The organism is Pseudomonas sp. Pso3 (assembly GCF_055393275.1).
The window spans coordinates 1,632,246-1,645,673 of the sequence record NZ_AP043687.1; the positions used below are offsets into that span (position 1 = coordinate 1,632,246).

Annotated in this window: 15 protein-coding genes; all 15 read left to right on the forward strand. The window is 64.9% G+C overall.

Annotated elements, in window-relative coordinates; all coding sequences use genetic code 11:
- Positions 1–130: 130 nt before the first annotated feature.
- The 15 genes from rfbB to fliM all read left to right on the forward strand — a co-directional run bounded on the left by rfbB (position 131) and on the right by fliM (position 13,413).
- On the forward strand, positions 131–1,195 hold the full coding sequence (rfbB, locus tag ACZ5R1_RS07655) for a dTDP-glucose 4,6-dehydratase (protein ID WP_027597984.1): 1,065 nt from the start codon (positions 131–133) through the stop codon (positions 1,193–1,195).
- A 72-nt stretch (positions 1,196–1,267) separates the two neighbouring features.
- Entirely contained in the window at positions 1,268–2,149 is an 882-nt protein-coding gene (gene rfbA, locus ACZ5R1_RS07660) for a glucose-1-phosphate thymidylyltransferase RfbA (protein ID WP_007160390.1), read from the forward strand.
- Positions 2,149–2,685 (forward strand): dTDP-4-dehydrorhamnose 3,5-epimerase, encoded by a 537-nt coding sequence (rfbC, locus tag ACZ5R1_RS07665; RefSeq protein WP_007160389.1) that lies wholly within the window; start codon positions 2,149–2,151, stop codon positions 2,683–2,685. The genes rfbA and rfbC overlap by 1 nt, the downstream gene beginning before the upstream one ends.
- Complete coding sequence (gene rfbD / locus ACZ5R1_RS07670) at positions 2,682–3,596, forward strand: dTDP-4-dehydrorhamnose reductase (protein WP_464712991.1); 915 nt, start codon at positions 2,682–2,684, stop codon at positions 3,594–3,596. The genes rfbC and rfbD overlap by 4 nt, the downstream gene beginning before the upstream one ends.
- Before the next feature lie 59 nt (positions 3,597–3,655).
- A complete protein-coding gene (locus ACZ5R1_RS07675; protein WP_042132997.1) occupies positions 3,656–3,958 on the forward strand; it encodes a ComEA family DNA-binding protein in 303 nt (100 codons plus the stop codon).
- Positions 3,959–4,102: 144 nt separating this feature from the next.
- On the forward strand, positions 4,103–4,444 hold the full coding sequence (fliE, locus tag ACZ5R1_RS07680; RefSeq protein ID WP_007160386.1) for a flagellar hook-basal body complex protein FliE: 342 nt from the start codon (positions 4,103–4,105) through the stop codon (positions 4,442–4,444).
- A 14-nt stretch (positions 4,445–4,458) separates the two neighbouring features.
- Positions 4,459–6,267: a flagellar basal-body MS-ring/collar protein FliF gene (gene fliF, locus ACZ5R1_RS07685; RefSeq protein ID WP_027601686.1), complete on the forward strand. Its 1,809-nt coding sequence runs from the start codon at positions 4,459–4,461 to the stop codon at positions 6,265–6,267.
- The gene (fliG, locus tag ACZ5R1_RS07690) at positions 6,254–7,264 is read left to right on the forward strand and encodes a flagellar motor switch protein FliG (RefSeq protein WP_007160384.1); all 1,011 of its coding nucleotides are present in this window, start codon (positions 6,254–6,256) and stop codon (positions 7,262–7,264) included. Before fliF ends, fliG begins: the two co-directional genes overlap by 14 nt.
- A gap of 67 nt (positions 7,265–7,331) precedes the next feature.
- Entirely contained in the window at positions 7,332–8,111 is a 780-nt protein-coding gene (fliH, locus tag ACZ5R1_RS07695) for a flagellar assembly protein FliH (RefSeq protein WP_115946550.1), read from the forward strand.
- Positions 8,101–9,447, forward strand: a complete 1,347-nt coding sequence (gene fliI / locus ACZ5R1_RS07700; RefSeq protein ID WP_007160382.1) for a flagellar protein export ATPase FliI — start codon at positions 8,101–8,103, stop codon at positions 9,445–9,447. The genes fliH and fliI overlap by 11 nt, the downstream gene beginning before the upstream one ends.
- Before the next feature lie 6 nt (positions 9,448–9,453).
- Entirely contained in the window at positions 9,454–9,897 is a 444-nt protein-coding gene (fliJ, locus tag ACZ5R1_RS07705; protein WP_027597978.1) for a flagellar export protein FliJ, read from the forward strand.
- A gap of 46 nt (positions 9,898–9,943) precedes the next feature.
- Positions 9,944–10,300 carry an Hpt domain-containing protein gene (locus ACZ5R1_RS07710; protein WP_007160380.1) on the forward strand — a complete coding sequence of 119 codons (357 nt, stop codon included), beginning with the start codon at positions 9,944–9,946 and terminating at the stop codon, positions 10,298–10,300.
- 88 nt (positions 10,301–10,388) lie between these two features.
- The gene (locus ACZ5R1_RS07715) at positions 10,389–11,792 is read left to right on the forward strand and encodes a flagellar hook-length control protein FliK (RefSeq protein WP_464712992.1); all 1,404 of its coding nucleotides are present in this window, start codon (positions 10,389–10,391) and stop codon (positions 11,790–11,792) included.
- 119 nt (positions 11,793–11,911) lie between these two features.
- Entirely contained in the window at positions 11,912–12,433 is a 522-nt protein-coding gene (gene fliL / locus ACZ5R1_RS07720) for a flagellar basal body-associated protein FliL (protein ID WP_027597975.1), read from the forward strand.
- A gap of 8 nt (positions 12,434–12,441) precedes the next feature.
- Positions 12,442–13,413 carry a flagellar motor switch protein FliM gene (gene fliM / locus ACZ5R1_RS07725; RefSeq protein ID WP_007160377.1) on the forward strand — a complete coding sequence of 324 codons (972 nt, stop codon included), beginning with the start codon at positions 12,442–12,444 and terminating at the stop codon, positions 13,411–13,413.
- Positions 13,414–13,428 lie beyond the last annotated feature (15 nt).

A 13,428-nucleotide genomic window follows, 5' to 3' on the forward strand; every position in this document is an offset into this window, starting at 1 on the left:
TGTTTAACTCAGGTCTTTGGGTGCATAGCTGTAGCTGTGACCCGAGCCAGGGATGGCTGCGCCGTCCTCCGATGTCTCGCCCGCAGCGCCGGGCGCGATGATGTACAAATCGATATAGGCAGGATTCAGGATGAAGGTACTGGTAACAGGTGGCGCGGGTTTCATTGGTTCCGCCGTAGTACGTTTTCTTATCAACGAAACCCAATGCAAGGTTGCCAACGTCGACAAGCTGACGTACGCCGGTAACGTGGATTCCCTGGCCGAAGTCGCCGACTCCGACCGCTACGAATTCCACCAGGTGGACATCTGCGATTTCGCCGCGCTGCAGCAGGTCTTCACGTCCTTCCAGCCCGACGTGGTCATGCACCTGGCTGCCGAGTCCCACGTGGACCGCTCCATCGAGGGCCCTGCCGCCTTCATCCAGACCAACGTGGTCGGTACCGGCGTCATCCTGGAAGTGACCCGTGCCTACTGGAACGAGCTGGCGCCGGAAGCCAAGGCGGCCTTCCGGTTCCACCACATCTCCACCGACGAGGTATACGGCGACCTGCACGGCACCGACGACCTCTTCACCGAGACCACCCCCTATTCCCCGAGCTCGCCCTATTCGGCCAGCAAGGCCGGCAGCGACCATCTGGTGCGCGCCTGGGGCCGGACCTACGGCCTGCCGGTTCTGGTGACCAACTGCTCGAACAACTACGGCCCCTATCACTTCCCCGAGAAGCTGATCCCCCACGTCATTCTCAATGCCATCCATGGCAAGCCGCTGCCGATCTATGGCGACGGCTCCCAGGTGCGTGACTGGCTGTTCGTCGAAGACCATGCCCGCGCCCTCTACACCGTGGTGACCCAGGGCGAGGTCGGTGAGACCTACAACATCGGCGGCCACAACGAGAAGCGCAACCTGCAGGTCGTCGAGACCATCTGCGACCTGCTCGAAGAGCTGGCGCCGCAGAAGCCCGAGGGCGTCGAGCGCTATCGCGACCTGATCACCTTCGTCAAGGATCGTCCCGGTCACGACATGAGATACGCCATCGATGCCAGCAAGATCGGTCGCGAGCTGGGCTGGACGCCGGCAGAGACCTTCGAGACCGGCATGCGCAAGACCGTCACCTGGTACCTGAACAATCGTGAGTGGTGGCAGCGGGTGCTGTCCGGCGCCTACCGCCTCGAGCGTCTCGGCGAAGCCGTTTAACGATCCTATCGCGGACACGCCCGTGGGCGTGTCCGACCGACAGCAACAGTCAATTTTCAGAGGACGATTGCCATGAGCAAATACAAGGGAATTCTGCTGGCCGGTGGCTCCGGTACCCGTTTGCACCCCATTACCCTGGGCGTGTCCAAGCAGTCGCTGCCGATCTACGACAAACCCATGATCTACTATCCGTTGTCCGTGCTGATGCTGGCCGGTATCCAGGAAGTGCTGATCATCTCGACGCCTGCCGACCTGCCCGGCTTCCAGCGCATGCTCGGCGACGGCAGCCACTTCGGCATGCAGCTGAGCTATGCCGAGCAGCCCAGCCCGGACGGCCTGGCCCAGGCCTTCATCATCGGTCGCGAATTCGTCGGCGATGACAACGTCTGCCTGGTCCTCGGCGACAACATCTTCTATGGCCAGCGCTTCAGCGAGACGCTGCTCAAGGCGGCGAGCGTGGAGAAGGGCGCCACCGTGTTCGGCTACTACGTCGCCGACCCCGAGCGTTTCGGTGTGGTCGAGTTCGACGAGCAGGGCAAGGCCCTGAGCATCGAAGAGAAGCCCAAGAAGCCGAAGTCCAACTACGCCGTCACTGGTCTGTACTTCTACGACAACGACGTGCTGGATATCGCCGCCAACATCAAGCCGTCGCCCCGCGGCGAGCTGGAAATCACCGACGTCAACAACGAGTACCTGCGCCGTGGCTCGCTGAACGTCTCCCTGCTGGGCCGTGGTTTCGCCTGGCTGGATACCGGTACCCACGACGCCCTGCTGGAAGCCGGCCACTTCGTCCAGACCATCGAGAAGCGTCAGGGGCTGAAGGTCGCCTGCCTCGAAGAGATCGCCTTCCAGAAAGGCTGGATCACCTGCGAGCAGATGGCGCTGCAGGCCGAAGCCCTGAGCAAGACCGGTTATGGCCAGTACCTGGCGCGTCTGTGCAAGGAGCAGGACTGATGCAGGTCTTCGAAACCGCGATCCCGGACGTCAAGCTGATCGAACCCAAGGTCTTCGGTGACGACCGCGGCTTCTTCCTGGAATCCTTCCAGGCGGAGCGCTATGCCGAGCAGGCGGGGATCACCCTGGCGTTCGTGCAGGACAACCACTCGCGTTCCGCCCGCAACGTGCTGCGTGGCCTGCACTTCCAGCGCAGCAAGCCGCAAGGCAAGCTGGTGCGTGTCGTGCGTGGCGAGGTGCTGGACGTGGCCGTCGACATCCGTCGCGGTTCGCCCACCTTCGGCAACGTGGTCGCCGAGATCCTCTCGGAAGACAACAAGCGTCAGCTCTGGATACCGCCGGGTCTGGCCCACGGCTTCGTGGTGCTGTCGGAAACCGCTGATTTTGAATACAAGTGCACAGATTATTACGATCCCTCTGATGAAGGGTCTTTGATCTGGAATGATCCGGATCTGAATATCGATTGGCGGGTTACGGATCCCATCCTGTCCGCCAAAGATGCACAAGGCCTTCGATTGGCGGAGCTGTATAGATGAAGATACTGGTTACCGGAGCGAACGGTCAGGTCGGACGTTGTCTGACCGATCGTCTTCAGCGTTCAGAACTGGCATGGGAGGCCCATGGACGTGCCACTCTGGATATCGCTGACGAAGGCTCGGTAACCAGCCATCTCGAGCGATTCGCTCCCGACGTCGTGATCAACGCGGCCGCCTACACGGCGGTCGACAAGGCCGAGCAGGAGCCGGAGATCGCTGCCCGCGGCAATATCGAAGGCCCTGCGGTGCTTGCCCAGGCCTGCGCCGCCGCCGGCATCGCGCTGCTGCACCTGTCTACCGACTACGTGTTCGACGGCACCGCCACCGAACCCTACCAGGTCGAGGATCCGGTCAGCCCGTCCGGGGTCTACGGCATGACCAAGCTGGAAGGGGAGAATCGCGTGCTCTCCGCCTGCCCGCGCTCGGTGGTGCTGAGAACCGCCTGGGTGTTCAGCGAACACTGCAACAACTTCCTCAAGACCATGCTGCGGCTCGCTGCCGATCGCGACGAACTGCGGGTGGTGAGTGATCAGGTGGGTTGCCCGACCTACGCTGGCCATATTGCCGACGCCCTGCTGCAGATCGCCGCCCAGGCTCATGCTCAGCCTGAGCAGACCGCCTACGGCCTCTATCACTTCGGCGGTGACAGCGGCCTGAGCTGGTGCGACTTCGCGCGCTACATCATCGACGCCGGCCAGGAGCTGGGCATGCTGGAGCGGGCGCCGCTCATCACCGGCATCGCCACCTCCGAATTTCCGACCCTGGCCAAGCGTCCGGCCTATTCCATGCTGGATTCCAGCGCGCTGGAGCAGCGCTTCGGCATCCCGCCCAGCGACTGGCGCCAGGGCGTTCGCCAGACCCTGCTGGCGCTGCGGACCGAGCGTGCCCAGGCGGGCTCGCTGGTGAGTTGACCGCCTGACCCTTTGCGTTAAGCTCTGCGAATCAAACAGCGGAACACGGAGGTTCCTCTATGAGATTCGTCTGGATAGTCACCTTGCTCGCTCTGTTCGGCTCCTGGGCCAATGCCTGCGAGTCCGGCCCGGGGGCTGCAACCAAGCCAGCCTCGACGGCCAGCCTGGCGCCCCTGAACATCAATGTCGCCGACGCCACCGCGCTGCAAGGGCTGCGGGGGATAGGGGCCGTCAAGGCCCAGGCGATCGTCGACCATCGCCAAGCCCATGGCGCCTTTGCCTCGGTGGACGAGCTGCTCGAGGTCAAGGGGATCGGCAAGGCCCTGCTGCAGCGCAACCGCGACCGCCTCAGCGTCGACTGATTTTCGGCAAACTTTAGTCGGTTCTCGGCACCTTTTTACCAAGCCATTGTTTTCGCTGGATTTTTAGGATCTGGCACAGGCATTGCTCTATCTCTGACACGAGTGGGTACGGCGTCAATTTCCCGTGCCAGAGGAGCAGAGCAAATGGTTCAAGGTGTCGAGTTCAATCGGTTGATGCTGGAAATGCGTTCCATGCAGACCGAAGCCATGGCCCGGTCGAAAGCCGTCGTAGCTCCGGCTGCCGGCGCGGAACAGGTCCAGGGTCCGAGCTTCGCCGACATGCTCAGCAAGGCCGTGGGCTCCGTCAACGAAACCCAGCAGACCGCCGGCGAGCTGGCCAAGGCCTTCGAGCTGGGTCAGGGCGGCGTCGACCTCACTCAAGTCATGATCGCTTCGCAGAAGGCCAGCGTCTCCGTGCAGGCCTTGACCCAGGTACGCAACAAGTTCGTGCAGGCGTACCAAGACATCATGCAAATGTCGATTTGAGGACGGTCTAGAAAATGGCTGACGCTCTTACCAACGCACCCGTCCCGACGACCCAACCTGCGGCTGAAGACAAGCCCAAGAAGTCGCTGCTGGGTCTCAGCTTTCTCGACAACCTGTCCGACATGCCGCTGCTGCGGCAGATGGGGCTGCTGATCGGCCTGGCCGCCAGCGTCGCCCTGGGTTTCGCCGTGGTGCTCTGGACCCAGCAGCCGGACTATCGGCCGCTGTACACCAGCATGAACGGTCTCGACGCCAACCAGGTGCTGCAGGCCCTGGGCGCGGCCGACATCGGCTACAAGGTCGATCCGAATTCCGGTGCCCTGCTGGTCAAGTCCGATGACCTCGGCCGGGCGCGCATGAAGATGGCCGCGGCCGGCATCACCGCCTCCGATGGCAACGTCGGCTTCGAGCTGCTGGACAAGGAGCAGCCGCTGGGCACCAGCCAGTTCATGGAGGCGGCCAACTACCGTCGCAGCCTGGAAGGCGAACTGGCCCGGACCATTTCCAGCCTCAACAACATCAAGGGCGCCCGGGTGCACCTGGCGATCCCGAAGAGTTCGGTGTTCGTTCGTGACGAGCGCAAGCCGAGCGCCTCGGTACTGGTAGAGATGTACCCTGGCCGTACCCTGGATGCCGGTCAGGTCATGGCCATCATCAACCTGGTCGCCACCAGCGTGCCGGAACTGGACAAGTCCCAGGTCACCATCGTCGACCAGAAGGGCCAGCTGCTGTCCGACCAGCAGAATCTTTCCGAGCTGTCGATCGCCGGCAAGCAACTGGACTACACCCGCAAGATGGAAGGCTCCCTGACCCAGCGCGTGCAGAACATCATGCAGCCGGTGGTGGGCAATGGCCGCTTCAAGGCCGAGGTGGCCGCCGACGTGGACTTCAATGCTGTGGAGTCGACCTCCGAGCAGTTCAACCCGGATCAGCCGGCGTTGCGCAGCGAGCAACAGAACAGCGAACAGCGTCAGACTTCCGGCGGCGGCGCCCAGGGCGTGCCGGGGGCCCTGTCCAACCAGCCGCCCGGTCCGTCCTCGACCCCGGAAAAGGCCGGTGCCCAGGGTGGCGGTGCGAACTACATCGCTCCCGGCCAGCCGCTGCGCGACGCCAATGACCAGTTCATCTACGACAGCAAGACCAGCCTGCCGGCGACCCTGCCGTACCCGACCGACAAGCGTGAGCAGAACACCCGCAACTACGAACTGGACCGCAGCATCAGCTACACCCGTCAGCAGCAGGGTCGTCTGCGTCGGCTTTCCGTCGCCGTGGTACTGGACGACCAGGTCAAGGTCGATGCCGCCGGCAAGGTCAGCCACCAGCCCTGGACCACCGAAGACCTGGCTCGCTTCACCCGTCTGGTGCAGGATGCCGTGGGCTTCGACGCCAGCCGTGGCGACAGCGTGAGCGTGATCAATGCGCCCTTCGCCCCGGTGCAGCAGGAAGAGATCGAGAGCATTCCCTTCTACCAGCAGCCCTGGTTCTGGGGTGTGGTCAAGCAGGCCCTCGGCGTCCTCTTCATCCTGGTGCTAGTCTTTGGGGTGCTGCGTCCGGTGCTGAAGAACCTGTCCGGCGGCAACACCAAGGACGCCGCTGCCCTGGCCGCTGCCGGTGGTGCCGGTGCCCTGGGTGCCGGCGGTCTGGATGGGCTGTCGGACGATCTGGCCGACGACAAGGTGAGCCTGGCCGGTCCTGCGCCGCTGTTGCTGCCCAGCCCCAGCGAGGGTTATGACGCTCAACTGACCGCCATCAAGCAGCTGGTCAACGATGATCCGGGCCGTGTCGCCCAGGTAGTGAAGGATTGGATCAATGGCGACGAATGACGCGCAACTTTCCAAGGTCGAGAAGGCCGCGATCTTCCTCCTGTCGCTGGGTGAGGCCGATGCCGCGCAGATCCTGCGCCACATGGGACCCAAGGAGGTACAGAAGGTCGGTACCGCCATGGCGCAGATGCGCAACGTCAACCGCGAGCAGGTCGAGCGGGTACTGGGCGACTTCATCGAGGTAGTGGGCGACCAGACCAGCCTGGGCGTGGGCGCCGACGGCTACATCCGCAAGATGCTCACCCAGGCCCTGGGCGAGGACAAGGCCAGCGGCCTGATCGACCGCATCCTGCTGGGCGGCAACACCAGCGGCCTGGACAGCCTGAAGTGGATGGAGCCGCGGGCGGTGGCGGACGTGATCCGCTACGAACACCCGCAGATCCAGGCCATCGTGGTGGCCTATCTGGACCCGGACCAGGCGGCCGAGGTGCTCGGTCACTTCGATCACAAGGTGCGCCTGGACATCGTCCTGCGCGTTTCCTCGCTGAACACCGTGCAACCGGCGGCGCTCAAGGAGCTGAACCTGATCCTGGAGAAGCAGTTCTCCGGCAGCGCCAGCACCACCCGTACCGCCCTGGGCGGCGTGAAGCGCGCCGCCGACATCATGAACTACCTGGACAGCTCGGTCGAAGGCCCGCTGATGGATGCGATCCGCGACGCGGACCAGGATCTGTCGGGGCAGATCGAGGACCTGATGTTCGTCTTCGACAACCTGGCCGACGTCGACGACCGCGGCATCCAGGCGCTCCTGCGCGAGGTGTCGTCCGATGTGCTGGTGCTGGCGCTCAAGGGTGCCGACGACGGCATCAAGGAGAAGTTCTTCCGCAACATGTCCAAGCGCGCGGCCGAGCTGCTGCGCGACGACCTGGAAGCCAAGGGGCCGGTGCGACTGTCCGAGGTGGAGGGCGCGCAGAAGGAGGTCCTCGCCGTCGCTCGTCGCATGGCCGATGCCGGCGAGATCGTTCTGGGCGGCAAGGGTGGCGAGGAAATGGTCTGACGGCTTGCCGGGGTTGGCCTGTGCTTTGCTAATGTCTGCTCAGTAGCGGTTTTCTGACGGACAGGTAATGAGCAAAGAAGCGGCGAGCGAACTGATCAGGGCGCGGGATCTGGAAGCCTTCGATGTCTGGCGACTGCCGGCCTTCGACAGTTTCGACGAGCCCGAGGAGATTCCTGCGCCCGCGGCCGCCGAGCCCGAGCCTCAGCCGGAGCCGCAGATCGAAGAAGTGCCGGTCGAAGAGGTCCAGCCGATCACCCTCGAAGAGCTGGAGGCGATCCGCCAGGAGGCCTACAACGAAGGCTTCGTCACCGGCGAGCGCGACGGCTACCACGCCGGTCAGCTCAAGGCGCGCCAGGAAGCCGAGGCGGCGCTGGCCGCCCGGCTGGCCAGCCTGGAAACCCTGATGAGCCATCTGCTCGATCCCATCGGCGAACAGGACCAGGCCCTGGAAGCCGGGATGGTGCAGCTGGTCAGGCACATTACCCGCGAAGTCATCCAGCGCGAACTCACGCTAGACTCCAGTCAACTGGGTCAGGTGGTGCGCACGGCGCTGAAGCTGCTGCCCATGGGGGCCGAGAACATCCGCATCCAGGTCAGCCCCCAGGACTTCGAGCTGATGAAGGCCCTGCGTGACCGCCACGAGGAGAAATGGCGCATCCTCGAGGACGAGACCCTGATGCCTGGCGGCTGCCGGATCGAGACCGAGAGCAGCGTCATCGATGCCAGCATCGAGACCCGTCTGACCCAGGCACTGACGCAGCTGGCCGAACAGCAGCGTCACCAGGCGACCCAGCCCCAGGAAGCCGATCTGCACATCGACATCGAGGATGCCCCCCATGCGTCTTGAGCGTCTGAGTTTCGAACGCCGCCTCAGCGGTTACGATGAAGCCATCCGGGTCGAACAGCAGCCGGTGATCGAAGGCCGCCTGCTGCGCATGGTCGGCCTGACCCTGGAGGCCGAGGGCCTGCGTGCCGCCGTTGGCAGCCGCTGCCGGCTGATCAATGGCGGTGGCTACCAGCCGGTGGAAGTCGAGGCCGAGGTGATGGGCTTCAACGGCAACAAGACCTTTCTCATGCCGGTGGGCAGCCTCGCCGGTATCGCGCCCGGCGCCCGGGTGGTACCGGTGCCGGATACCGGCCGTCTGCCCATGGGCATGTCCATGCTCGGTCGCGTGCTGGATGGCCTGGGCAATGCCCTGGACGGCAAGGGCCGCATGCGTGCCGAAGACTGGGTGCCGATGGACGGCCCAACCATCAACCCGCTCAAGCGCGAGCCCATCAGCGAGCCCCTGGACGTCGGCATCCGCAGCATCAACGGTTTGTTGACGGTGGGTCGCGGCCAGCGTCTCGGTCTGTTCGCCGGTACCGGCGTGGGCAAGAGCGTGCTGCTCGGCATGATGACCCGGCTGACCAAGGCCGAGATCATCGTGGTCGGGCTGATCGGCGAACGGGGCCGCGAGGTGAAGGAATTCATCGAGCACATCCTGGGCGAGGAGGGCATCAAGCGGGCAGTGGTCGTGGCCTCGCCGGCGGACGATGCGCCCCTGCTGCGCCTGCGTGCAGCCATGTACTGCACCCGCATCGCCGAATACTTTCGCGACAAGGGCAAGAACGTGCTCCTGCTGATGGATTCCCTGACCCGCTATGCCCAGGCGCAGCGGGAGATCGCCCTGGCCATCGGCGAGCCGCCGGCGACCAAGGGCTATCCGCCGTCGGTGTTCGCCAAGCTGCCGCGGCTGGTGGAGCGGGCCGGCAATGCAGAAAAAGGTGGGGGTTCGATCACGGCGTTTTATACTGTGCTCTCGGAAGGCGACGATCAGCAGGATCCCATCGCCGACTCGGCGCGGGGCGTGCTGGATGGTCACTTCGTGCTGTCGCGGCGGCTGGCCGAGGAAGGCCACTATCCGGCGATCGACATCGAGGCGTCCATCAGCCGGGTCATGCCCCAGGTGGTCAGCCCGGAGCACCTGCGCAACGCCCAGCGCGTCAAGCAACTCTGGTCGCTCTATCAGCAGGCCAAGGACCTGCTCAGCGTCGGTGCCTATGTGCCCGGCGGAAATGCCGAAACCGATCTGGCGATCGCTCGCTACGCCCCCATGCAGCACTTCCTGCGCCAGGGGCTGCGCGAGAGCGAATCGCTGGAGCAGAGTGCCGCCAATCTCCAAGCTGTGTTGGGAGGCTGATAGATCATGAAAGGCAGAGCCGAACGTCTGGGCCCCGTGGTGGAGATGAGCGAGCGCGACGAGCGTGACGCGGCCCAGCGCCTGGGGCAGTGCCAGCAGCAACTGGCCCAGGCCGAGTTCAAGCTCGGCGAATTGCAGCGCTATCGCGAGGATTACCAGCAGCGCCTGGTGGCCAATGGCAGCCGCGGCGTCACCGGCCAGTGGCTGATCGGCTATCAGCGCTTTCTCAGCCAGCTGGAAGAGGCGATCGGCCAGCAGGAGCGCAACGCCCAGTGGCACCGCGACGTGGTGGCCAAGGCCCGCACCCAGTGGCAGGAGCACTATGCGCGCCTCGAAGGCCTGCGCAAGCTGGTCGAGCGCTATCGCCAGGAGCAGCGCCTGGTCGAGGACAAGCGCGAACAGAAACAGATGGACGAATACGCCCAGCGGGCGCGCTCGACCTATATCTAGGCCGGGCCTTGCCCCTCGTCCCTTGTCTTAGCCAGTGAGAATGCCGATGTTTTCCTCCCATCTCGATCCGGAAACGCTCGCCGCCCTGCGCGACTGCATGGAGGAGGAGTACGTCGACCTCATCGAAACCTTTCTGGTGGATTGCGAAGAACGTATCGCCGAACTCAAGCGCAGCGTGATCGGCGGCGATGCCGAACAGGTCCGCCAGCTGGCGCACAGCTTCAAGGGCAGTGCCGGCAACATGGGGGCCGCACCGCTGGCGGAGCTGTGCCGAGCCGTGGAGGAGGGCGCGCGGCGTCGGGCGACCACCGCCGAGCTGGCCATGGGGGTTTCCGCCATGGAGCGCGAATTCGCCATCGTCCGCATCCTGTTCAAGGTCGAGCGGCAACGCTACGCGGGCTGACCTCGTCAAAGCGCTGGCGTTTAGGGCTGGCGCGCAACTTGCTAGTGATCCGAAAACCCGTCCGAAAACCCGTCCTTCGGAGTCCTCCATGGCCGTCGTGCCCGATTTCCTTCTGAACACCGCCACCTCGCCAGCCAGCACCGGCCGGGCGGCGGCCAAGACCCCTTCCCAGGATCGCCCGGCCGCGCAGGAGCGCTTCGCCGATGTCTTTGCCCAGGAGCAGCCGCGTGAGCCGGTGCGCAGCGAAAAGCCGCGTGACACCAGCGACAGCAAGGCCCCCAGCCAGGCGCGCAAGAGCGAATCCGGGCGTGCCCGTGATGGGGATGACCGGGTGAAACGCGCGGGCGATGACGACCGCACGGCGGACGCCAAGCCCGAGGCCGACAGCACCGCCAAGAGCGACGCGCCGTCGGCAACCACCGCCGACGACAGCGGCAAGACCTTGCCGGTGGCCCAGGGCGAAGACGCCAAGGCGCCGGTGGACGCGGTTCTGGATCCGCTGTTCATGTTCGGCATGACCGGCCAGTTCCCGCAGCCGGTAGCCACGCCTGTGGCAACGCCTCAGCTGCCCACCGGGACGGCCGCGGACGCCGCAGCCACCGCCACTGCCCAGGCCCTGGATCCGGCGGCGCTGCTGGGCGCTGCCGTGGCAACCGTAGCCCAGACGACCACCCCGGGTATCGGCGCGGGCGCCACGGCCACCCCGGCCAAGCCCGGCGAGCAGCAGACGACCGACGATGGTCTGGCACAGCTGCTGGGCCAGGTGCCCCAGGCCCAGGGTGACGCCGCCAAGCTCACCAGCAACGCCAACAACCTGGCGGCCACCCAGCTGCAAGGGCTGTTGCCGGCGGATGGCACGCCCGCCCAGACGGCGGATCAGGCAGCCAGTGCGGCCCTGGCCGCGACCCTGGACAAGGGCGATGGTCAGGACGCGGCGGCCCCGAGCAAGACCGATGCCTTCGCCGACAAGCTCACCGCCCTGTCGCAGGCGCTCAGCAGTCCGGCGCAGACCGCTCGTCCGGTCACCGCTGCCGTACCGGGCCAGCCGCTCAATCCCCAGGCCGGCAACTTCAGCGAGGCGGTGGTCGACAAGGTCATGTGGATGTCCAGCCAGAACCTCAAGACCGCCGACATCCAGATGGAGCCGGCGCAACTGGGCAAACTGGAGGTGCGCATCGACATGACCCAGGACCAGACCCAGGTCACCTTCGCCAGTCCCCACGCCGACGTGCGCGAGGCGCTGGACAACGGCAGCCAGCGCCTGCGGGAGCTCTTCGCCCAGCAGGGCATGAACCTGGCCAACGTCAACGTCTCCGATCAGTCGTCCGGCCAGGCCTGGCAGCAGTCCCAGCAGGGCGCTCAGCACGAGAGCTCGCGCCGGGGCCGCGGGGGTGTCGCAGGGGATGGCGCGGACGAAGCGGTGGCGAACGTCGCCGAAACCCGCGGCTCGGCGACCCTCGCCGCGCGCAGTCTGGTCGACTACTACGCCTGACAGGCCAACGGCTCCCAGGTGACAGCCTGGGCCGCACCTGCTATATCCCCTTCGTATCAATAGGTTAGCTGCGTCACCCAACAGGGGTGACGAGCCGCACAGGATTCGGTCGAACACTTATGGCGAAGAAGCAGGCGCCCGCGGCAGAGGGCGCAGCCGCGGAAGGCAAGGGCAAGGGCAAGCTCAAACTCATCATCATCATCGTCGTGGCCCTGCTGCTGGTCATCGGCGCCTCGGTGGGTGCGACCTGGTTCCTGCTCGGCAAGAAGAGCGCGGAGCCCGAGCACGCTGCACCGGCCGCTCCGGCGGCACCGGTGCATCTGGCCGCGGTCTACCAGGCGCTGGTGCCGGCCTTCGTGGTCAACTACAACGCCGACGGTCGCCAGCGCTACATGCAGGTCACGGTGACCCTGATGGGGCGCGACCAGGCGCAGATGGATGCGCTCAAGGCGCAACTGCCGCAGGTCCGCAACCAGCTGGTGATGCTGTTTTCCGGGCAGGACTTCAATAGCCTGCTGACGCCGGTGGGCAAGGAGATGCTGCGCCAGCAGGCCACCAGCAAGGTTCAGGAACTGGCGAAGAAACTGACCGGCCAGACTGCCATCGAACAGGTATTGTTCACCAATCTCGTCCTGCAATAGGTAACGCCATGGCCGTGCAAGATCTGCTCTCTCAGGATGAAATCGATGCCCTGCTGCACGGGGTCGACGATGGCATCGTCGAGACCGAGACCGATGCCGAGCCGGGCACCATCAAGGGCTATGACCTCACCAGCCAGGATCGCATCGTCCGCGGACGCATGCCGACCCTGGAGATGATCAACGAACGCTTCGCCCGCTATACCCGGGTCAGCATGTTCAACCTGCTGCGCCGCTCGGCGGACGTCTCCGTGGGTGGGGTGCAGGTCACCAAGTTCGGCGAGTACATCCACTCGCTGTACGTGCCCACCAGCCTCAACATGGTCAAGATGAAGCCCCTGCGCGGTACCGCGCTGTTCATCCTCGACGCCCGCCTGGTGTTCAAGCTGGTGGACAACTTCTTTGGCGGCGACGGGCGTCACGCCAAGATCGAAGGTCGTGAATTCACCCCCACCGAGTTGCGCGTGGTGCGCATGGTGCTCGACCAGTGCTTCATCGATCTCAAGGAAGCCTGGGGCGCCATGCTCGACTGCCAGTTCGAGTACATGAACTCCGAGGTCAACCCGGCCCTGGCCAACATCGTCAGCCCCAGCGAAGTGGTGGTGGTGAGCACCTTCAACATCGAACTGGATGGCGGCGGCGGCGAATTGCACGTGACCATGCCCTATTCGATGATCGAGCCGATCCGCGAGATGCTCGACGCCGGCTTCCAGTCGGACGTGGACGACCAGGACGAACGCTGGGTCAAGGCCTTGCGCGAGGACCTGCTCGATGTGCGCGTGCCCCTGGAGGCGACGGTTGTCCGGCGCCAACTCAAACTCCGCGATATCCTCAACATGCAGCCCGGCGACGTGATTCCGGTGGAAATGCCCGAGGAGATGCTCATGCGCGCCAATGGCATGCCCACCTTCAAGGTCAAGATGGGCGCGCGCAAGGGCAACCTGGCCCTGCAGATTCTCGAACCGGTCAGCCGCGGCCGCTGAGCGACAACCGTTTTT

What these genes read in the sequence shown, in the direction of transcription:
- rfbB (WP_027597984.1), top strand. Translation starts at nt 131, where the DNA reads ATGAAGGTACTGGTAACAGGTGGCGCGGGTTTCATTGGTTCCGCCGTA.
- rfbA (WP_007160390.1), top strand. Translation starts at nt 1,268, where the DNA reads ATGAGCAAATACAAGGGAATTCTGCTGGCCGGTGGCTCCGGTACCCGT.
- rfbC (WP_007160389.1), top strand. Translation starts at nt 2,149, where the DNA reads ATGCAGGTCTTCGAAACCGCGATCCCGGACGTCAAGCTGATCGAACCC.
- rfbD (WP_464712991.1), top strand. Translation starts at nt 2,682, where the DNA reads ATGAAGATACTGGTTACCGGAGCGAACGGTCAGGTCGGACGTTGTCTG.
- ACZ5R1_RS07675 (WP_042132997.1), top strand. Translation starts at nt 3,656, where the DNA reads ATGAGATTCGTCTGGATAGTCACCTTGCTCGCTCTGTTCGGCTCCTGG.
- fliE (WP_007160386.1), top strand. Translation starts at nt 4,103, where the DNA reads ATGGTTCAAGGTGTCGAGTTCAATCGGTTGATGCTGGAAATGCGTTCC.
- fliF (WP_027601686.1), top strand. Translation starts at nt 4,459, where the DNA reads ATGGCTGACGCTCTTACCAACGCACCCGTCCCGACGACCCAACCTGCG.
- fliG (WP_007160384.1), top strand. Translation starts at nt 6,254, where the DNA reads ATGGCGACGAATGACGCGCAACTTTCCAAGGTCGAGAAGGCCGCGATC.
- fliH (WP_115946550.1), top strand. Translation starts at nt 7,332, where the DNA reads ATGAGCAAAGAAGCGGCGAGCGAACTGATCAGGGCGCGGGATCTGGAA.
- fliI (WP_007160382.1), top strand. Translation starts at nt 8,101, where the DNA reads ATGCGTCTTGAGCGTCTGAGTTTCGAACGCCGCCTCAGCGGTTACGAT.
- fliJ (WP_027597978.1), top strand. Translation starts at nt 9,454, where the DNA reads ATGAAAGGCAGAGCCGAACGTCTGGGCCCCGTGGTGGAGATGAGCGAG.
- ACZ5R1_RS07710 (WP_007160380.1), top strand. Translation starts at nt 9,944, where the DNA reads ATGTTTTCCTCCCATCTCGATCCGGAAACGCTCGCCGCCCTGCGCGAC.
- ACZ5R1_RS07715 (WP_464712992.1), top strand. Translation starts at nt 10,389, where the DNA reads ATGGCCGTCGTGCCCGATTTCCTTCTGAACACCGCCACCTCGCCAGCC.
- fliL (WP_027597975.1), top strand. Translation starts at nt 11,912, where the DNA reads ATGGCGAAGAAGCAGGCGCCCGCGGCAGAGGGCGCAGCCGCGGAAGGC.
- fliM (WP_007160377.1), top strand. Translation starts at nt 12,442, where the DNA reads ATGGCCGTGCAAGATCTGCTCTCTCAGGATGAAATCGATGCCCTGCTG.